Here is a 19,349-nt window from a genome sequence, read left to right on the forward strand (position 1 = left end):
TGGTGTGAGAGGACAGGGGAGGCGACTCCCCTTCCTACTCGATTTGAAAGTGAGATCAGCTCAAGCGTCTATAGCACTTTAGGAGGCTGTCAGGGATGTGGTCATTGGCCGCGCTTATCTTTATAATACGATGGATTTTTCGGGGTGGTTCAAGCGTGCTTGAGCCTGACTGGTAACAATCTGAACAGACAATAAAAATTTACTGAACAGAAATAAGCATTCGAACCCCTTACCTTCGTATATCCGATCCATCAACTGGGCGAGACTATGATCGAAGTCAAAAAAGGCCTGGATCTCCCCATCACGGGAGCGCCCGAGCAGCGTATTGAAGATGCGCGGCCTGTGCGCCACGTGGCAATCCTGGGCACCGACTACGTTGGCATGAAGCCGACGATGGAAGTTCAGGAAGGGGATAAGGTCAAACTGGGCCAATTACTCTTCACCGATAAGAAAATTGATGGTGTACGCTTTACAGCGCCCGCCAGCGGTGAAGTCGTGGCTATTAACCGTGGCGAAAAGAGACGTCTGCTGTCTGTCGTTATTAAAGTCGATGAAAATGAAGAAGCGATGACATTTGCTTCTCATGATCGTGACGCTTTAGGGCAGCTTGAACGTCAATCTGTTGTTGATCAACTGGTTGAGTCAGGGCTTTGGACTGCTTTGCGCACCCGGCCTTTCTCTCGCACGCCAGCTATCGACAGCACACCTACCGATATTTTTGTTACTGCTGTGGATACTCATCCACTTAGCGCTGACCCTGCGGTAGTGATCAACGAAAACTCCCAAGCATTTGAAGACGGCCTCAAGGTGCTAACCCGCCTGACCGAGGGCAACGTTTTTCTGTGTACGGGTGCTAATGCTTCCATTCCTGGTGGTAATGTCAGCGGCGTAAAGACTGAGAGCTTTGCTGGCCCGCATCCGGCAGGTTTGGTAGGAACGCATATTCATTATCTTTCACCGGTAGCCCTGCACAAAAAAGTGTGGCACATCGGTTATCAGGATGTGATTGCGTTCGGCAAGCTGTTTGTAGAAGGCAAGCTTGATACAAGCCGTATTATTGCTGTCGGCGGCCCGCGTGCTGAAAATCCTCGTTTATTGCGCACCCGTATTGGTGCCAGTACGGAGGAGTTGTTAGCAGGTGAGGTCATCAAACCCGATGACACCCGTGTTATTTCAGGTTCTGTGTTCTCTGGTGCTTCCGCTGAAGGGAGTCTGACTTACTTGGGACGTTTCCATAACCAAGTAAGCTTGCTCGAGGAAGGTAACAAGCGCACCTTCTTGGGATGGATGTCTATGGGGGCTAATCGGCACTCAATCATGGGCATTTACATTTCTAAGATTAAAGGCCTGAGCAATTATGCACCAACCACGTCAACCAATGGCTCTGAACGTGCCATGGTACCGATCGGTGCATATGAAGCCATTATGCCTCTGGATGTTATGCCAACACAGCTGCTACGCACGCTGATCGTGGGTGACATTGAAGTTGCCATGCAACTTGGGTGTCTTGAGTTAGACGAAGAGGATTTGGCACTGTGTACCTATGTTTGCCCAGGCAAATACGAGTACGGCCCTATCCTGCGTGACAATCTCACCATGATCGAGAAAGAGGCCTGATGATGGGTATTCGACAAACACTCGATAATCTCGAGCCGCACTTCCATAAAGGTGGTAAGTACGAAAAGTTCTACCCGCTCTATGAAGCGGTAGATACTATTTTCTACTCGCCCCCCAGTGTTGCAAAAACCACCGCCCACGTGCGTGACGGTATCGATCTAAAGCGCATCATGATCACCGTTTGGCTGTGTACTTTCCCGGCGATGTTCTTCGGTATGTGGAACGCTGGCTGGCAGGCCAACACCGCTATTGATGCAGGCTATGCATCAATGAACGGCTGGCGTGAAGCGATCATGATGACCCTGGCGGGTGGACATGACCCCAGCAGCTTATGGGCTAACTTTGTCCTCGGTGCGACCTACTTCTTGCCGATCTATCTTGTCACGTTTGCGGTGGGTGGTTTTTGGGAAGTACTGTTCGCAATCAAACGTGGTCATGAGGTTAACGAAGGTTTCTTCGTAACGTCGGTACTGTTTGCGCTGATTCTGCCGGCGACTATTCCGCTTTGGCAGGTTGCTCTGGGTATCACCTTTGGTGTGGTAATCGGTAAAGAGATCTTCGGCGGCACGGGTAAAAACTTCTTGAACCCCGCGCTTACTGGCCGTGCGTTCCTTTACTTTGCCTACCCAGCGCAAATCTCAGGGGATGCCGTATGGGTAGCCGCTGATGGCTACACTGGTGCAACTGCGCTCTCCATGGCGTTCCAAGACGGTATGACTGCGCTGACTGATACCATGAGCTGGTGGGATGCTTTCCTTGGCTTTATCCCTGGTTCAGTGGGTGAGGTCTCGACACTGGCGATCTTCATTGGTGCGGCAGTACTGCTGTGGACGCGTATTGCATCATGGCGAATCATGCTGGGTGTTCTTCTGGGCATGGTCGTCACCAGTACGCTGTTTAATCTGATTGGTTCTGACAGCAACCCCATGTTTGCAATGCCCTGGTACTGGCATTTGGTGATTGGTGGCTTCGCTTTCGGCATGGTGTTTATGGCAACGGACCCGGTGTCTGCTTCCATGACTAACCAGGGGCGCTTGGTGTTTGGTGCGTTGATCGGTGTGATGACCGTTCTGATCCGTGTGGTAAACCCCGCCTTTCCTGAGGGCATCATGCTGGCCATTCTGTTCGCTAACTTATTTGCGCCGCTGATTGACCACATGTTCGTCCAGGCCAATATTAAACGCCGTCTCAAGCGGACTGGCGTAGCGGCCGAGGAGAATGCCTAATGGCACAAGGTAACAACTCCATCAAAAAGATCCTAACCGTAGCGTTTTCGCTGTGTATCGTGTGCTCGGTAATCGTTTCGACGGCTGCCGTTGCGCTGCGACCTATGCAGCAGCTCAACCAGGAATTGGATCGTAAAACCAACATTCTTAACGTGGCGGGTCTCTATGAGCCGGGCATGGATGTTGAGGAAGCGTTCAGCACGCAAATTACCGCACGTGTAGTTGAGCTGGATACCGGTGAGTACACCGATCAATTCGACCCAGCTACCTTCGATGGCTTTGAAGCCTCGAGTGATCCTGCAACGGGTCGTACGCTTTCCGGTGATCGCGACATTGCAGGCCTGTCTCGTGTTGAGAACTTCGCGACTGTTTATCTTGTCGGTGATGCTGAAAACCCCGAGCAGATTGTTCTGCCCATTCGTGGGCAAGGACTCTGGGGCCGTATGATGGGCTTCCTCGCGGTTGAAGGCGACGGTAACACTATCGTCAGTATCACTTACTACGACCATAGCGAAACGCCGGGTCTCGGTGCTGAGGTAAATAATCCGCGCTGGCAAGCTCAATGGGAAGGTAAGAAGATTTACGACGAAGAGGGCGACCTCTCACCGGAAATCCACCTGACCAAAGGCGGCGCAAGCAACGAGTACGAAGTTGATGCGCTTTCTGGTGCAACGCTAACCAGTAACGGCGTGACCAACATGCTGCAGTTCTGGTTCAGCGAAGAGGCTTTCGCTCCGTATTTGGCTAACTTCCGTAGTGGTACTGAACCAGAAGATGCCGAAGACACCGATACCGACTTCGACGACGTTGAGGGGGCTTGATCATGGCGGATGTAAATGCAAAAAGCGTTTTAACGGCGCCGATTTTTAAGAACAACCCCATTGCACTACAAATTTTGGGGATCTGTTCTGCTCTAGCGGTTACGACCAGCATGAGCGTATCGCTGGTAATGGCGCTAGCGGTTACTTTTGTAACGGCCTTTTCGAACTTGTTCGTATCGTTGATCCGGAACCATATTCCGTCTTCGATCCGTATCATTGTTCAAATGACCATTATTGCGTCGCTGGTTATTGTGGTTGACCAGATCCTCAAAGCTTACGCTTACGAAATGTCTAAGCAGCTGTCAGTTTTTGTGGGCCTGATCATCACCAACTGTATCGTAATGGGCCGTGCGGAAGGTTTTGCGATGTCCAATACGCCGAGCATGTCGTTCCTTGACGGTATCGGTAACGGCTTGGGCTACGGCTTAATCTTAATGATCGTTGGCTTCTTCCGTGAGTTGCTGGGTGCTGGCAGCATCTTTGGCTTTACCGTCCTACCAACAGTGCAAAATGGTGGTTGGTATGTGCCCAATGGTCTGCTGCTCCTGCCGCCCTCTGCCTTCTTTATTATCGGTTTGCTGATCTGGGTTTTACGTTCAGTCAATCCTGAGCAGGTAGAAGAGAACGAGTTCAAAATGAAGCACAACACCAAGCCGAAGGAGGCCGTGTAACATGGAACACTATCTAAGCCTTTTCGTTGCTTCGGTTTTTGTTGAAAACTTGGCGCTGGCCTTCTTCTTAGGGATGTGTACATTCCTGGCGGTATCTAAGAAGGTTTCCGCTGCATTTGGCCTCGGGATTGCCGTTATTGTCGTACTGACAATCTCGGTTCCGGTCAACAATCTAGTGTTCAACCTGCTGCTGGCTGAAGGCGCTTTGTCTTGGACTGGCATAAGCGGTGCTGAAAACATCGATCTTTCATTCCTGGGTCTTCTGAGCTACATCGGCGTTATTGCCGCACTGGTTCAGATTCTGGAAATGTTCCTCGATAAATATGTTCCTGCGCTATACAACGCGCTGGGCGTATTCCTGCCGCTGATTACCGTTAACTGCGCCATCCTAGGTGGCGTACTGTTCATGGTTGAGCGTAACTACAACTTCGGTGAATCCGTAATCTACGGTTTCGGTTCTGGTGTTGGCTGGGCGCTTGCGATTACAGCGTTGGCTGGTATCCGTGAAAAGCTGAAGTATAGCGACGTGCCTGGCGGTCTTCAGGGTCTTGGCATCACGTTTATTACCGTTGGCTTAATGTCGTTGGGCTTTATGTCCTTCTCAGGCATTCAGCTTTAATCGGAGCCGGTTTTCTCGGCAGCTCAGGCTGCCGAGGTACAGAAAACCTTCAGCAATAGGAAACCGACATGGTTGATACATCTGTCATCTTGCTCGGTGTTGTCATGTTCACGGTCATCGTTATTAGCTTAACGGCGATCATTTTGGCAGCGCGCAGCAAGCTAGTGAGTAGCGGGGACGTGACGATTGAAGTCAACGGCGACCCCGAGCACACCCTGCAGACTCAGGCTGGTGGTAAGCTTCTTAACACCTTAGCTGCAAACGGAATCTTTCTTTCCTCTGCCTGTGGTGGCGGCGGTTCTTGCGCTCAGTGTAAGTGCCGAGTAGAAGAGGGCGGCGGCTCCATTTTGCCGACGGAAGAATCTCACTTCACTATGCGTGAAAAGAAAGAAGGCTGGCGTCTGTCTTGTCAGGTTCCTGTGAAGCAGGACATGAAAGTAGAAGTGCCTGAAGAAGTCTTCGGCGTTAAGAAGTGGGAGTGTGAAGTTACCGCGAACCCCAACGTTGCGACCTTCATTAAAGAGTTGAACCTGAAGCTGCCCGAAGGCGAGGAAGTTGCCTTCCGCGCCGGTGGTTATGTACAGCTGGTAGCGCCGCCTTACGATATTAAGTTCGCCGATTTTGACATCGAAGAAGAGTATCGTGGCGATTGGGAAAAATTTGATATGTTCAAAATTTCCCATAAGAATAACGAGGAAGTTATCCGCGCTTACTCTATGGCTAACTACCCGGATGAAAAAGGCCTCCTCAAGTTCAATATTCGTATCGCGACGCCGCCTCCGGGTACAAGCCACCCGCCGGGCCTTATGTCGACCTACGTCTTCAATTTGAAGCCGGGCGACAAAGTGACCGTTATGGGGCCGTTTGGTGAGTTCTTTGCCAAAGACACTGATGCAGAAATGATCTTTGTTGGTGGTGGTGCGGGTATGGCGCCAATGCGTAGCCACATTTTCGATCAGCTCAAACGTTTGAAGTCAGATCGTAAAATTACTTTCTGGTACGGTGCGCGCTCCTGGCGTGAAACCTTCTACAACGAAGAGTATGATCAGCTAGCCGAAGAGTTCCCGAACTTTGAGTGGCACTTGGCGCTCTCTGATCCGCAGCCAGAAGATAATTGGGAAGGGCCGACAGGCTTCATCCACAACGTATTGTACGAAAACTATCTGAAGGACCACCCAGCTCCGGAAGATTGTGAGTACTACATGTGTGGGCCGCCCATGATGAACGCGTCTGTTATCAAGCTATTGCTCGATATGGGCGTGGAACCGGAAAACATCCTGCTGGATGACTTCGGCGGTTAACAACGTGATTGTGTAAGTTGCCTTCGGGCATGAGCGGGGCTGGCCTTTTGGTCAGCCCCGTTTGTATGTGAATGGTTGAAAAACGATGAGTTGCCTGATCATTTTGAAGTGGCTGAGGTACAATAGGCATTAAAATTCTACGGCACTTAACGACATGACCGTTGTCGGCAGGTGAGCAGTTAATGCAATGCTGGGAGGTGAACATGACAATCTGGCTACTGGTATTTGGTTTTATGGCGCTGGTAATGACGGCAATGGCCGTTGGCGTCTTAATGGGCCGCAAACCTATTGCGGGTTCCTGTGGCGGATTAAATCAGTTAGGCCTAAAAGAAGGCTGTGACATCTGCGGCGGTAAAGATGAGGTTTGCGAAGAAGAAAACCGCAAGCGTGGAAGTGTACGTCGGCGTAGCGATGAAAGCCGTGGAGCTGACCTAGGTTATGACGCAACGCGTCGTTAATCTAGCCATTGGCTGCTCAGACGCTCGCTTACCGCGAGCGTTTATGTAAGTGCCATTGTTGAGAGCGCTTTTAAGTCAGGAATAAGGAGATCAAAGTCGTATGGCCGTTCACAATTACGATGTTGTGGTGATAGGTACTGGTCCCGCTGGGGAAAGCGCTGCTATTAACGCCGCCAAGCATGGCAAGCGAGTGGCGATTATTGAAAAGCAGGCCCAGGTGGGGGGTAACTGCACCCACTGGGGCACGATCCCTTCAAAAGCGCTGCGCCATCAGGTCAAACAGATCATGGCGTTCAATACCAACCGCATGTTCCGCGATATCGGTGAACCCCGCTGGTTTTCTTTCCCTAAAGTGATGGAGCGCTCGCGTGGCACCATCGATAAACAGGTCGAAATGCGCACAACGTTTTACGCGCGCAACCGCATTGATCTGTTTCATGGAGTGGCGCGTTTTAAAGATGAGCATACCGTGGTGGTGCGAGACCGGCAGGAAGGCGTGGAAGAGCTGGTAGCCAAGAAAATTGTTATTTCTACCGGCTCTCGGCCTTATCGTCCGGCGGATATTAACTTTCGTCATCCACGTATTTACTGCTCTGATACGATCCTCAGCCTTTCCCATACCCCGCGGACACTGGTGATCTTTGGGGCAGGTGTTATCGGTTGCGAGTACGCCTCTATCTTTTCGGGCCTTGGCGTTAAGGTTGATTTAATCAACAATCGCGATAGCCTGCTGTCATTTTTGGATGATGAAATCAGTGATGCGCTTTCCTACCATCTGCGTAAACACGGTGTGCTGATTCGCCATAACGAAGACTATAAAAGTGTCGAAGGTGATGAAGCTGGCGTAACCGTAAATCTGAAGTCGGGCAAGAAAATCCGCGCCGATGCGTTTCTTTGGGCGAATGGTCGTACCGGTAATACCGATAGCCTTGGACTTGAGAACATTGGCTTAGAGGCAAACGGCCGAGGCCAGCTTAGCGTTGATGAGCACTACCGCACCGCTATTTCGCATATTTACGCTGCAGGCGATGTGATTGGTTGGCCGAGTCTCGCCAGTGCTGCTTACGACCAGGGATTAAACTCCTGTAACGAGCTACTGGAAAAAGAGTATCGCTTTGTTAGTGATGTCCCCACCGGGATCTACACTATTCCTGAAATCAGCTCTTTCGGCCCCAACGAGCGTGAACTGACCGAAGCCAAAGTGCCCTACGAAGTGGGTAAGGCCTTCTTTAAAGATACTGCTCGTGCGCAAATCACCGGCGATACGGTGGGAATGCTGAAGATTTTGTTCCACCAAGACACGCTGGAGATTCTGGGTATCCATTGCTTTGGTGACCAGGCGTCGGAAATTTTGCACATCGGCCAGGCCATTATGCAGCAGGAAGGGGATGCGAATACGGTGAAGTACTTCATCAATACGACCTTCAATTACCCCACCATGGCCGAAGCGTACCGGGTGGCGGCGCAAAATGGCTTAAACCGAGTGTTTTAAAATGTTTTAAGTAGGGGGGCTATGTCCCCCATATTCACGCCTCACAAACCATCCAGCAGTTGCTGCGCGCGTGGCTGCCAGTCACCGTCTAAGGTGGCAGCCTGAGTGAGTGCTTCCCGCGCACCCTCCCTATTTTCCTTCTGAAGCCTGAGTATGGCTACATTGAGCCATGCAGCGCCCATGGCAGGGTCAAGCTGTGTGGCTGATTCGAAGGCTTCTAGCGCTGCTTGAGGTTGTTGATCGGCGTATAGCGCATTGCCGAGTGCAAATTGACCCAGCGGATTAGCAGGGAAGCGTTCTACAAAGGCTTGCCAACTGGAAAGTGTTGCTACAGGCCCATGCTGCTCCTCGTAAGCGCTAATGGCTTCCAGTGCATTGCGGGCGGTAACGCCTTCGGGCAGGCTTCCTGGTTCGCTAACCACAAACCCCCAGCGCTCACTGCGTGCCCAGGTAGCATCAAAGCGGCTAAACGACATCGTATGTCGTTCGATTTCGCCACTACGTAAAATCAGCGTTTCATTAGGTAAATCAAAACCAATGGCCACCGCGTAGTGCCACATCGGGAAAGCTGGCAAGGCGAGGTTTTGCATCACCACTACAGGGTCACCTGCTTCCAAATGGCCGAGCAATGCATCCATGGTGCCACGAACGGGGATCGCCAACTGCTTATAACGGCGCACAGTGGCTAGCATTTCAGGCTGAACGCTACCTTCTCGCCCAGGCAGAAATACCTGTGGGATTAACTGCTCAAGCCCTGCATCTACCCCCTGGTGATTGAGCGCCATTGCCAGTGTTGCTGGGCCACACTGATACGCCGTCTGGGCGTAAAACGGTACTTCGGTCAGCTCAGTTTGCGGTGCTAGGCTAGCTTTAGTGCTTTCTAACAGCACCGGGCTTCTGGCGCAGCCGCTAAGCAGAGTGGGCAGCAGCAGGGCAAGCAGTAAAACGCCCGCAAAGCGGGCGTTTAAAAGCTGTTTCATCATGGCAGTCAAATCAGCGAGTGAACGGATAAACATCGGTCAGGCCGAGAATGTCAGTCACCAGTAGGATAACGAATACCGCAAACAGGGCGCCAATCACGCCGGCGCCGGCGGGCAGCTGTTCGAGTTGTTCGGCCATTTGCTGAGCTTCTGCATCGCTTAGTGCGGCAACGCGGGCTTCAACGTCATCTAGATCGACACCCTGCTTGAGCAGCTCTTCTTGCACATCTGCACGGGCGAGAATTTCATTGATACGCTCGCGGTCAGCACCTGCGCGGTCGCCTGCTAAAACAGATTGGGTAGAGACTAAGTCTGTAGAGGTAGCGTCCATACTCTGCGGGGCTGTGGGCGCAGCGGCAACAGGTAGGCTGGTAATGACTAACGCAGCGATCAGTAAGCTTGAGAGATAAGCACGCACTTTTTTCATTGTCTTCATCCTCAGACGTATCGGGGAGCAAGGTAATTTGTAACCTGAATCAATAGTATAGAAATAAACCGTACTGGATTTAAGGCGAAAACGAAAAGTGCTAATTATTTGCACTAATGCGGTAGGTCCAAGGGGATTCAGCTAACAGCCCTTTACCGCCCGCCATGGTCATGGCTAGGTCATGAAGCCCTGGCCATAAGGGCACCGCAGAAGCCCCTTTCACAGCAAGATCTAACCGTTGGGCCATCAGCAGGAGTTTGTGTAAACGTTTCATTGATAGGCGACTGATCGCTTTTTGGTAAGCGGGGCGGCGTTTATCAAAAATCATTGGTTTCTGAGTTTTACACGCGTGCTCAAAGCTTTGTCCCTGATCCAAATGCTGGTGCAGCGAAAGCAGGGTGCGTAGCTCGCGACTGAGTGCCCAAAGCACGATGGGAGCTTCAACCCCTTCACTGCGCAGCCCGTTAACGATACGCGAGGTCCGGCTTGGCTCTCCTTTTAAACAGGCATCCGCAAGGTTAAACACATCAAAGCGGGTGCTGTCTTCCACGCCTTGGGCAATGCTTTCAACATTAAGGCGAGTGTTAGGTGGATGAATCAGCGCGAGTTTTTGCAGCTCTTGATCAGCGGCCAACAGATTACCTTCGGTGCGCTCACCCAATAAACGAGCCGCTTCTAGGTCAATTTGCAAACCATGCAGCGATGCGCGATCCCGCAGCCAGTAGCCTAATCGCGAAGCATCAACGGGCCATACAGGTACAAATAAACCGTGTTTATCGAGTGCTTTAAACCAAGCGCTTTTTTGTTGCTTGGCGTCTAGCTTGCCCATGCTAATCAGCAGCAAGTCGTCACTGCCATCCATCAATTCCGCATACTGTGCCAGTGCTTTACTGCCATCTTGGCCAAGTTTGTGTGTCCCCAGCCGCAGTTCCAGAAGCTTGTTAGAGGCGAATAAAGAGAGGTTACTGGCGGTTTCCAGTAGTCGACCCCAGCCGAAGTTAGGCTCTACATCAAGCACTTCCCGCTCTTCAACACCCGCTTGCCGCGCGGCTGAGCGCACGGCATCACAGGCATCACGATGTTGCAGTGGCTCATCACCGGCAACAATCACCACCTTAGGCAATTTTTTTGCTAAGGCCGCGGGAAGCTGATCCGAAAATACCTTCACTGAATGGCCTCAAGGTTCGCCAGTCTTTCGACAATGCGCTCAGCCAGTTGTCGCGTTAGCGTTTGTTCCGCTTCTTGAAAGAGGGTTTCGCGATTGAGCAGATCATCATCGCTGACCCGAATGCGTGTATCGGTCGTTATCGTTGCATTATTAAGCACATAAGCATTGTCCTCTCGCTGCTGTACGGAGAGAGACGTGCTTAGCGTTAGCTCATGTTCTTGGCTGGCACGCCCTTCGCTGCCAATACGGCGTTGGCGAAGCGTCGGTGAGCCCAGCGTGACCCGCCAGGGAGCGCCATCAGAAACCTCGCTGCTTTGCTGTAGTAACCGGATGCGTAGCTGTTGGGCCAAGGCGCTTTTGTCGTCGCCCTCTAGTGACAGAGCAGGCAGGCGCGGCATCGAACCTGAACCGCGCAAGCGAAACCCGCAGCCACTGAGCAACACCGCCGCTGAGGCGGCGATGCTGGTAGCGAGGAAACGACGGCGTGTAACGTGTTGGGATGGTTTCATCCACTCACCACAATGTTAACCAGCTTGCCGGGTACAACGATGACTTTACGAACCGTTTTACCTTCCAGATGGCGCTGGACGTTTTCGTTCTCCATCGCCAGTTGCTCGATGGCGGCTTTATCTGCGCTGGCCGGGGCTTCTAGGCGCGCGCGCAGTTTTCCGTTCACTTGCACGACTAGTTCGATACTATCGCGGGTGAGCGCGGCTTCATCCACCTTCGGCCACTGAGCTTCAATGGCGGGCTGGTCATAGCCTAATTGTTGCCACAGCGTATGGCACAGGTGCGGTGTAATGGGTGCCAGCAGCAGCACACATGCCTCAAGCGCTTCGCGACTGACCGCTAGGCCTAGCTCGGACGTATCGTCGAACTTGGCCACTGCGTTAGAGAGTTCCATTACCGCGGCAATGGCGGTATTAAAGGTAGTGCGGCGGCCAATATCATCACTGGCTTTCTTGATTGTCTCGTGGGTCTTACGACGCAGTGCTTTTTGGTCGTCGTTTAACGCATCAACCGTCAATTCGCCCGGTGTACCAGCCGCAAGGTGCTCGGTCACCTGACGCCAAATCCGTTTCAAGAAGCGGTGCGCACCTTCAACACCGGAATCCGACCACTCCAACGACTGCTCGGGCGGTGCGGCAAACATCATAAACAGGCGGACGGTATCGGCACCAAACTTGTCGATCATCGACTGAGGATCAACACCGTTGTTTTTCGATTTTGACATCTTCTCGATGCCGCCCATCTCTACCGGCAGGCCGTCGCTGATCAGAACAGCGCTTAACGGACGACCTTTCTCATCGCGTTTGACTTCTACATCAGCGGGGTTGAACCACTCTTTACCACCGTTATCTTTAAATCGGTAGAAGGTTTCCGCGATGACCATGCCCTGGGTGAGCAGTTGCTGGAACGGCTCATCGGAATCCAACATGCCGAAATCGCGCAGCAGTTTATGGAAGAAGCGAGCGTAAAGCAGATGCAGAATCGCGTGTTCGATACCGCCGATATACAGGTCAACGGGCAGCCAGTAATTGGCGCGCTCGTCCAGCATGGCTTCGTGGTTATCCGCGCAGCAGAAGCGGGCGAAGTACCAGGACGATTCCATAAAGGTATCGAAGGTATCGGTTTCGCGCACCCAACCATCGCCTAGCTCAGAAAACTCGGGCATCTTCTTCAGCGGCGAGCCGGAAGCATCCACGGTGACTTCCATGGGTAGCGCTACCGGCAGTTCATCATCAGAGAGTGGCACGGTTTGGCCTTCCGGGCCGTATTTCACAGGAATTGGCGCCCCCCAATAACGCTGGCGAGCAATCCCCCAGTCACGCAGGCGGTAATTGGTTTTTACTTCACCACGGCCAAGTTCAGTAAGCTTCGCGGCAATCGCATCAAACGCCGCCTGGAATTCCAGGCCATCGAATTCGCCTGAGTTAATCAGCGAGCCGTGCTCAACATAAGCACCTTCGGAAATATCCGGCTGGTTGCCGTTGGCATCGGCCACCACGGGCTTGAGTTCTACGCCGTACTTGGTCGCAAATTCCCAGTCGCGCTGGTCGTGGGCGGGTACCGCCATCACCGCACCGGTGCCAAACTCCATTAATACGAAGTTGGCCACAAACACCGGCACTTCATCACCGGTGAGCGGGTGAATGGCTTTGTGCCCGGTGAGCATGCCCAGCTTTTCTTTGGTGGCCATTTCGGCTTCCGACGTGCCACCTTTGGCGCACTCGTCACAAAATGCCGCCAGTTCGCTGTTTTGCGCGGCAGCCTGCTTAGCCAGGGGGTGACCAGCGGCGACGGCCACGTAGGTGACACCCAGCAGCGTATCCGGGCGGGTGGTATACACCGCCAGCGGCTCGCAAGCGCTACCGTCTTCCGCCTGAATATCAAAGGTCATCTCAACGCCGCGGGATTTACCAATCCAGTTGCGCTGCATGGTTTTGACCTGTTCAGGCCACTCGACATTATCAAGATCTGCCAGCAGCTCATCGGCGTAGTCGGTAATTTTCAAGAACCACAGCGGGATCTCTTTACGCTCTACCGGTGCACCAGAACGCCAGCCGCAGCCGTCAATTACCTGCTCGTTAGCCAGTACCGTTTGGTCAACCGGGTCCCAGTTCACCGTGGACATTTTCTTATAGACCAAGCCTTTTTCGACCAGCTTGGTAAAGAACCACTGCTCCCAGCGGTAATAGCTGGTATCGCAGGTAGCGAATTCGCGGCTCCAGTCGTAGGCAAAGCCAAGTGCCTTCAACTGGTTACGCATGTAATCAATGTTTTGATAGGTCCACTTCGCGGGCGGCACCTGGTTTTGAATCGCGGCATTTTCCGCAGGCATACCGAACGCATCCCAGCCCATGGGCTGCATGACATTTTTACCCTGCATGCGCTGGAAACGGGACACAACGTCGCCGATAGTGTAGTTACGCACGTGACCCATATGCAGCTTGCCGCTGGGGTAGGGGAACATGGATAGGCAGTAGAACTTTTCGCGGTTAGCGTCTTCTACTGCTTTGAAGCACTGGTGTTTATCCCAGTACTGCTGAGCGTCACGTTCAATCTCACGGGGGCTGTAATGTGCGTCCATCGGTGTTTTCAATGCCTTGGGGTAATTCGCCCAAAAAGGGCGCAAAGTGAATAATGGATGACGGCTGTCAGATAAGTAACGTCGATTGTATCCTATGCAGGTGTATCCTTGAACGGTTAGCCGATGATAGGCCGCACCTTGGGTCGACAAAAGGAGAGGTACCATGGAACAACATAACGATCACCGTTTGCGCGAAGGCTACGAGCGCCTGCTAGAACGCATGCAGGACGGGGCCAACGATCTTACCTGGGATAATCTACAAAAGGATTTGGACGACGCCGTTGCCTTTGAAGCGGAGCTGGAAGAGTACACCAAAGATGAGCTAGCCCTGCTGCGTGCCTGGGTAGAGCGTGACCTGAAAGATATGCGCTACTACATGGCGGATACCGGTAAGCAGGTTGCTAGCTGGTTGGGCATTGATATCGACAGCCTTTCACGGCGTGTGGCGGAATCGCTGCTTTCAATCGCCGACCGCAGCGTGGTGGAGCGCGAACGCTTCGAAGATGACCTGGAAGCCGCCCGCGCCGACTACTGCGAAGGTGAGGTCGCCGCGCCGGGCCTGATGGCGTGCGTACACTGCGATGCCCAGGTGATGCTAGAAAGCGTCTCGCGCCTGGAACCATGTCACCAGTGTGGCCACCGCTATTTCTACCGCTTTCCCAGTAAAATCGTCGAAACCTAAGTGGCTAGCGCACTCATCACTTAATTGACCCAGATGCTCAGGCCTGCGATCGCACCCAGCGAGAGCAGGCTCATCATGGCGGCATACAGAAAATTATTTTTCATCATGCGGTAGCCGCTAATTCCGTAGCGCCCCTGCAGCGAAAGGTTAATGCCAGATAACGGCCCAACGCTGGTGCCTACCGCCCAGGCGCTCAGGGCAACAAAGGCAAACAGCGTTTGCTCACCGCTTGCTAGATTCAAAATAGATGCCAGCACGGAAACGCCAATGATCGGGTGTAACCCCGCCAGCGCACTCAGCGTAATCGCCGCAAAGCTCACCATGGCTTGCCACATGCCAAAGGTAGCAAACAGCGTCCATTCGTCACCTGCTGCGGCTGCAACCAGGGTAGAAAGCCCCAGCGTTAATAAGCCCGCCGCTAAAAACAGCGAAATTTCCCCGCGCATGGCGGGTAGCCGTGTGGTGGTGTGTTGGCGAATGCGCCGCAGGGTAAAGCGGGTGCCTTCCCGTAGGTTGCTCAGCACCGCTACCACTGGCAGTAAAAAGGTAATAATACTGACAATAGTGAGCGACGGCGTCAGCCAAAAATGAAACAGCATCACCAGTGCTGCCATGCTCGCCGGCATTAACAGGCTGCGTGGCGAAAGTGAAAAGCCGTCGACCTCGGTTAAATCAAACCGACGCCTCAACTCTAGGGTGGTTAATAGCCCCGATAGCATCGCCAACGGAAACCCAATCAGCGCAATCTGGCCGTACTGAACGTCGGGCGCCAAGGCAATCACCACCGCCATAGAGGCAAAGAAGGGCGACCACAATGCCGCACTTGAAAGCCCACGATTTAAGGCCAACAGCTGGGGCATGGTTAACGGAGAGCGCCTAGCTAAGCGGTCGCCCACCATAAAAATCGTCGAAAGATTCAGAATAGTGCCGAGAAAGTGCACCCCCAGCCACGTGCGCAGCACGCCATCTGCACCGGTCACCCGTTTGCCCGGTGGGCGCTTATTACCCTGGGTGCCAATCAACGAAATAAAGCTAACGCCTACCAGCATCGTGGCCACAAACACATTGCCCTGAAGCATGGCAGGCCAATTGACATTGGCGCCATACATCACCCGCGCCACCACCAGCATCAGCACCCCAAGGGTAATCAATACCCCCGCCTGAATGCGCGAACGGCGTGGAATATCCCGCCACAGCAGCGCCACCGCTGCCCACAGCACATAGCTCACTGCCTGCGCCGTTGGTATCACGCCGATAAAGCCAATAATTTGAGCGAACAGCCCAAGCAGAATCAAAACACCCGCCACCCGCTGCCGCATCGTTGTCTCTTGCATCTCAATCCCTTGCTGGTTGAGTTAGCAGGCTAATAGGCTTTTCAACAATTGGCTAGCAGAAGGCGCGGGAAACTTCGCATAAACGTACCAATAAGTGCATTCATGTAGTGCGGTGCGTGCTGCTGCCCATAGACCTCGAATTATTGTGGGAGGGCGCTTCAGCGCGCGATGATAATGCCGCCAACACTAGCCGTGCCGTTATAACCAGTCAAAGCAACTTGTAGCGAGCGGTAACGAATATCGCGAGGAACGAGTGAATGAGGCACCCGCGAAAGGACTTTGCCATACCGAAGAAAACTGAGTAATGTCAAAAATAGATAGTTTGCTTAACGTAATATCAGACAAGAAAAACACAGACGGTCGCCAGCGGGGCGTGTTAACGCAGCACAGTTGTACCGGGGCGGTAGCGTGCCTTTTTTTAACTAACCGAAAGGGTTGCGGTAGCACTAAACCGTACTTGAGTGACGTCATCACGTGCGTATTCCTGGACTAATGAGCTAGAACACGCTGTTATGCCCAACGTATGTTAGGTCAGAGCATGTCAATAGAATCTATCGTGGAAACAACTTGGCCTGAGATATTGAAACTGCAAGCAGAAGTTTACCATTTGGTTGAACCAGAGAGCCTAGAGGTGTTGCAGGATAAGTGGCTGAGATCGCCAGGTAGTTGTTTTATTTATAGAGATGATGAACAACTAGTAGGGTATGCGTTAGCGCATTCGTGGAACAGTAAGGCGCCACCGAAATTGTTCAACAAGCTGCCAAAAGGGATAGAAGGATCAATTTTGTTTCTCCACGATTTAGCTGTATCGAGTAATTCGTTTGGCAAAGGTATTGGCTCAAAAATGATGGCGCATTTAGTGAACGTTGCCATTGTCTCAGGCTACAGAGAAATTCGGCTAGTGTCTGTTCAGAACTCAATGCAGTTTTGGCGAAAACAAGGTTTTACACCATTAGAACAAGCAGTGTGTAAAAGCTATGGTGATAGTGCGCAGCTAATGAAGCGAGTACTTTGGGCATAATCAACGGCTTAAGAGGAGTTGTTAACGCACGGCGCTTCCAGTCACGTTGCACCGAAGTGGATACGGTTGTTGTATTTGTTAGCAGTGCGTTGCTAGCCCCTTAGACGGGTGTTTAGGCGTTATGACTCATATTGAGGAGGTGCTATGTCATTCGAAGAGTTACGATCTGAAGTGCATGACACTTACATGGAAAACTATGTTGCTGGATTTAAGAGTAACGACGTTACGCTAATCGATAAGATAGTTAAGTATCCAATTGCGTACATAAAAAATGGCTCGGTGACAATGTGTGATTCCTATCCTATAGACCCCAAAAGCCTTAAAGAGGATAAGGGGTGGGATCATTCTGTCGATTGGAAATTTGAGGTTACAGCTGTCAATGATAGTGAAGCCCATGCAGTTGCCTCTGCAGTCAGATGCAGAAAAGATGGCTCAAGAATTGAGAGTGTTCATGGCTTTTATGCTTTCACGAAAACAGTCGATGGATGGAAAATGTACGCCGTTGCGGATACAACCTTCTGACCATAACAGTTCGCAGCAGTACGGGGCTTACAGCCGCTGGGCGTCCCCGGCCGCCGCTGCTGTGCTCCGCGTCGTACGGCTTTAGGTGGTTGGATGTCTAAAATCATTCTGGAAGGCCATATCGTTGTATCTGACACTGACCTAGCAACGATTATGGATGAGCTCTCCGGCCATATCGCGCTGACACGCCGTGAGAACGGTTGCTTGCGTTTTGAGGTTACCCAGAGCCCGGATGCTGAGAACGTTTTTTATGTTTACGAAGAGTTTATTGACCGGGCTGCATTCGAAGCGCATCAGCAACGCGTAAAGTTGTCCGGCTGGGGTAGGGTCGCATCGAATGTCGAAAGGCACTATCAAGTGACGGAAGCTGACTGATGGCTAAACCGTATAGCCAGTCGCATTTGTCGGGCAATTTCTCCACCGCTTCGTGGCTACAAAATTGCCGCAAAGCTCTACGTTATGTGCCAGTAGAATTCAGAGGGCACGGAAAATGTCAGATGTAAGCCTAAATACTTGGATACCAGCCTACAAAAAGGCTTTCGCGAGTGGAGAAATCCAGAAAACTTATCAAAATCTTGTTGGCATCGTTCAGAGCCTAAGAGCTGAATTTCATAAAAAGTACAAAGGTGAGTTTTCGGTTGCAAATATACTGCATGGATACATCGATTTTATAAGTTGATTTGCAAGAGCAAAAAATTGTCTTCAACTCGCTTAAGGTGGATGCTCAAATGGCTGGGTGCTGATATTAGGATGACTCAGGAAGATAACTTGCTGAGTAAATAAATTAGGATGATAGGCGGCGGAAACGGCTCGAAATCGGGTTTTTCTACAGTCTCGTTAGCTTTCAAGTCATATGTCGTATAGGTATCTATTTAAGAGGAGTAGATAATGGATGTTGAAGTGGAAGGAAAAAAGATTCGCTCTGAATTAGAACAGTTTTCACTCCCTATTATTAAGCTTCTGCCAAAAGCGGAAAACGCAGAAAATATATGGAGTAGCAAGTTTGGAGGGAAACCTTACTGGCCGACAAACATGGAATATCCAGAATCGAAGTCTGGAGAAAAGCTAATTCTTCTTGCTCAGCTAAACTTCGAGGAGCTACCAAATCTGGCAGAATTTCCTCAGGTAGGTATTCTTCAATTTTTTATTGAAGATGATGATGTCTCTCGACGAGCTTTTGTTCTTCGATTGGGATCCAATCGGGGTTTCATCAATGGAAGGAGGTCGAGACGAATATTGCTCCTACCTGCCTGTGGTTTTTCAGCTCTGTTTAGATCACAGTGAGCCGGAGCCAATAGCCCGATATTTGTCTGAAATAACTGAATATATGGGCTTACAGTCAGATGCGTCTGGGAATCAACGCATTGCAAAGCGGGCGTTGGAACTCAAGCGGTCATGCTTGAGTTGAATTGGAGGTGCTCATAACCAGTCAATTAAGTACGCTCCGACCTTCGGTCTTCACCGGACACCTTAGTCGGGCGCCGCTTATCATTGGAGTTGAGCCTGTAGAAAAACCCCTCTGACAGCTAAGTTTTGGTAGGATCGGGATAAATAGACGAGGAGTGGTCAGCATGCCGCGCTTCAAGGCTTATAACTACGATCAGAACGCCATGGTGGTGATCAACTACCACGATCAGCTTCAGTCAGGCACCTTTGAACATGCTGTGCACTACCTGATCGAGCACAAGCTTGACTTGTCAGTTTTCCATCCCCAGTACCGCAGCGATACGACGGGTCGGCTGGCCTACGATCCGGCCATCCTGTTTGTCTACTGCAAAGGCATCACCACCAGCCGTGGGATGCAGTGGTGGTGCGAGACCAGTATTATTTTCAAAGCTCTTTTCTGCTATGCCGTTCCACTCTCAGTGAAAGTAGATCGTAAGCGTCCATTCCGCGACGTTCTGCCACCCCGCTAAAAT

Annotated in this window: 21 protein-coding genes; 15 read left to right on the top strand and 6 right to left on the bottom strand. The window is 51.7% G+C overall.

Features of this window, described 5'->3' with window-relative positions; genetic code table 11:
- Positions 1 to 267 precede the first annotated feature (267 nt).
- From INT21_RS10790 to sthA, 8 genes are all read left to right on the top strand, one after another.
- Positions 268 to 1,617 carry a Na(+)-translocating NADH-quinone reductase subunit A gene (locus tag INT21_RS10790; protein ID WP_089038113.1) on the top strand — a complete coding sequence of 450 codons (1,350 nt, stop codon included), beginning with the start codon at positions 268 to 270 and terminating at the stop codon, positions 1,615 to 1,617.
- Complete coding sequence (locus INT21_RS10795; RefSeq protein WP_089038114.1) at positions 1,617 to 2,843, top strand: NADH:ubiquinone reductase (Na(+)-transporting) subunit B; 1,227 nt, start codon at positions 1,617 to 1,619, stop codon at positions 2,841 to 2,843. Before INT21_RS10790 ends, INT21_RS10795 begins: the two co-directional genes overlap by 1 nt.
- Positions 2,843 to 3,664, top strand: a complete 822-nt coding sequence (locus INT21_RS10800) for a Na(+)-translocating NADH-quinone reductase subunit C (protein WP_089038115.1) — start codon at positions 2,843 to 2,845, stop codon at positions 3,662 to 3,664. Before INT21_RS10795 ends, INT21_RS10800 begins: the two co-directional genes overlap by 1 nt.
- 2 nt (positions 3,665 to 3,666) lie before the next feature.
- The gene (locus INT21_RS10805) at positions 3,667 to 4,335 is read left to right on the top strand and encodes an NADH:ubiquinone reductase (Na(+)-transporting) subunit D (protein ID WP_089038116.1); all 669 of its coding nucleotides are present in this window, start codon (positions 3,667 to 3,669) and stop codon (positions 4,333 to 4,335) included.
- Position 4,336: 1 nt separating this feature from the next.
- Entirely contained in the window at positions 4,337 to 4,954 is a 618-nt protein-coding gene (gene nqrE, locus INT21_RS10810; RefSeq protein ID WP_009723509.1) for an NADH:ubiquinone reductase (Na(+)-transporting) subunit E, read from the top strand.
- A 68-nt stretch (positions 4,955 to 5,022) separates the two neighbouring features.
- Entirely contained in the window at positions 5,023 to 6,255 is a 1,233-nt protein-coding gene (gene nqrF, locus INT21_RS10815) for an NADH:ubiquinone reductase (Na(+)-transporting) subunit F (protein ID WP_193068809.1), read from the top strand.
- A 203-nt stretch (positions 6,256 to 6,458) separates the two neighbouring features.
- Positions 6,459 to 6,713, top strand: a complete 255-nt coding sequence (gene nqrM, locus INT21_RS10820) for a (Na+)-NQR maturation NqrM (RefSeq protein ID WP_009723507.1) — start codon at positions 6,459 to 6,461, stop codon at positions 6,711 to 6,713.
- A 100-nt stretch (positions 6,714 to 6,813) separates the two neighbouring features.
- A complete protein-coding gene (gene sthA / locus INT21_RS10825) occupies positions 6,814 to 8,205 on the top strand; it encodes a Si-specific NAD(P)(+) transhydrogenase (protein ID WP_089038118.1) in 1,392 nt (463 codons plus the stop codon).
- Positions 8,206 to 8,246: 41 nt separating this feature from the next.
- Here sthA and INT21_RS10830 read toward each other — a convergent pair whose 3' ends face one another.
- From INT21_RS10830 to leuS, 5 genes are all read right to left on the bottom strand, one after another.
- Positions 8,247 to 9,188: a PA2778 family cysteine peptidase gene (locus tag INT21_RS10830; RefSeq protein ID WP_193068810.1), complete on the bottom strand. Its 942-nt coding sequence runs from the start codon at positions 9,186 to 9,188 to the stop codon at positions 8,247 to 8,249.
- A 10-nt stretch (positions 9,189 to 9,198) separates the two neighbouring features.
- Complete coding sequence (locus INT21_RS10835) at positions 9,199 to 9,612, bottom strand: PA2779 family protein (RefSeq protein ID WP_193060139.1); 414 nt, start codon at positions 9,610 to 9,612, stop codon at positions 9,199 to 9,201.
- A 100-nt stretch (positions 9,613 to 9,712) separates the two neighbouring features.
- A complete protein-coding gene (holA, locus tag INT21_RS10840) occupies positions 9,713 to 10,780 on the bottom strand; it encodes a DNA polymerase III subunit delta (protein ID WP_193068811.1) in 1,068 nt (355 codons plus the stop codon).
- The gene (locus INT21_RS10845) at positions 10,777 to 11,289 is read right to left on the bottom strand and encodes a twin-arginine translocation signal domain-containing protein (RefSeq protein WP_193068812.1); all 513 of its coding nucleotides are present in this window, start codon (positions 11,287 to 11,289) and stop codon (positions 10,777 to 10,779) included. The genes holA and INT21_RS10845 overlap by 4 nt, the downstream gene beginning before the upstream one ends.
- Positions 11,286 to 13,871: a leucine--tRNA ligase gene (gene leuS / locus INT21_RS10850; RefSeq protein ID WP_193068813.1), complete on the bottom strand. Its 2,586-nt coding sequence runs from the start codon at positions 13,869 to 13,871 to the stop codon at positions 11,286 to 11,288. Before leuS ends, INT21_RS10845 begins: the two co-directional genes overlap by 4 nt.
- A 163-nt stretch (positions 13,872 to 14,034) precedes the next feature.
- On the opposite strand from leuS, the gene INT21_RS10855 reads away from it, so the two are divergent.
- On the top strand, positions 14,035 to 14,553 hold the full coding sequence (locus INT21_RS10855) for a zinc ribbon-containing protein (protein WP_009723500.1): 519 nt from the start codon (positions 14,035 to 14,037) through the stop codon (positions 14,551 to 14,553).
- A 20-nt stretch (positions 14,554 to 14,573) separates the two neighbouring features.
- On the opposite strand, the gene INT21_RS10860 is transcribed toward INT21_RS10855, so the two are convergent.
- The gene (locus INT21_RS10860; RefSeq protein WP_193068814.1) at positions 14,574 to 15,887 is read right to left on the bottom strand and encodes a hypothetical protein; all 1,314 of its coding nucleotides are present in this window, start codon (positions 15,885 to 15,887) and stop codon (positions 14,574 to 14,576) included.
- 538 nt (positions 15,888 to 16,425) lie between these two features.
- Here INT21_RS10860 and INT21_RS10865 point away from each other — a divergent pair.
- From INT21_RS10865 to INT21_RS10885, 6 genes are all read left to right on the top strand, one after another.
- Positions 16,426 to 16,908, top strand: a complete 483-nt coding sequence (locus tag INT21_RS10865) for a GNAT family N-acetyltransferase (protein ID WP_193068815.1) — start codon at positions 16,426 to 16,428, stop codon at positions 16,906 to 16,908.
- A 144-nt stretch (positions 16,909 to 17,052) separates the two neighbouring features.
- Entirely contained in the window at positions 17,053 to 17,430 is a 378-nt protein-coding gene (locus tag INT21_RS10870; RefSeq protein ID WP_193068816.1) for a hypothetical protein, read from the top strand.
- A 93-nt stretch (positions 17,431 to 17,523) separates the two neighbouring features.
- Positions 17,524 to 17,805, top strand: a complete 282-nt coding sequence (locus tag INT21_RS10875; RefSeq protein WP_193068817.1) for a putative quinol monooxygenase — start codon at positions 17,524 to 17,526, stop codon at positions 17,803 to 17,805.
- 115 nt (positions 17,806 to 17,920) lie between these two features.
- Positions 17,921 to 18,109 (top strand): DUF7000 family protein, encoded by a 189-nt coding sequence (locus tag INT21_RS20760; RefSeq protein WP_443589124.1) that lies wholly within the window; start codon positions 17,921 to 17,923, stop codon positions 18,107 to 18,109.
- Between the two features lie 209 nt (positions 18,110 to 18,318).
- The gene (locus INT21_RS10880; protein ID WP_193068818.1) at positions 18,319 to 18,714 is read left to right on the top strand and encodes a DUF1963 domain-containing protein; all 396 of its coding nucleotides are present in this window, start codon (positions 18,319 to 18,321) and stop codon (positions 18,712 to 18,714) included.
- 287 nt (positions 18,715 to 19,001) lie between these two features.
- Positions 19,002 to 19,346: a hypothetical protein gene (locus tag INT21_RS10885; protein ID WP_226930624.1), complete on the top strand. Its 345-nt coding sequence runs from the start codon at positions 19,002 to 19,004 to the stop codon at positions 19,344 to 19,346.
- Positions 19,347 to 19,349 lie beyond the last annotated feature (3 nt).

The organism is Halomonas sp. 3F2F, from assembly GCF_014897805.1.
GTDB lineage: Bacteria > Pseudomonadota > Gammaproteobacteria > Pseudomonadales > Halomonadaceae > Vreelandella.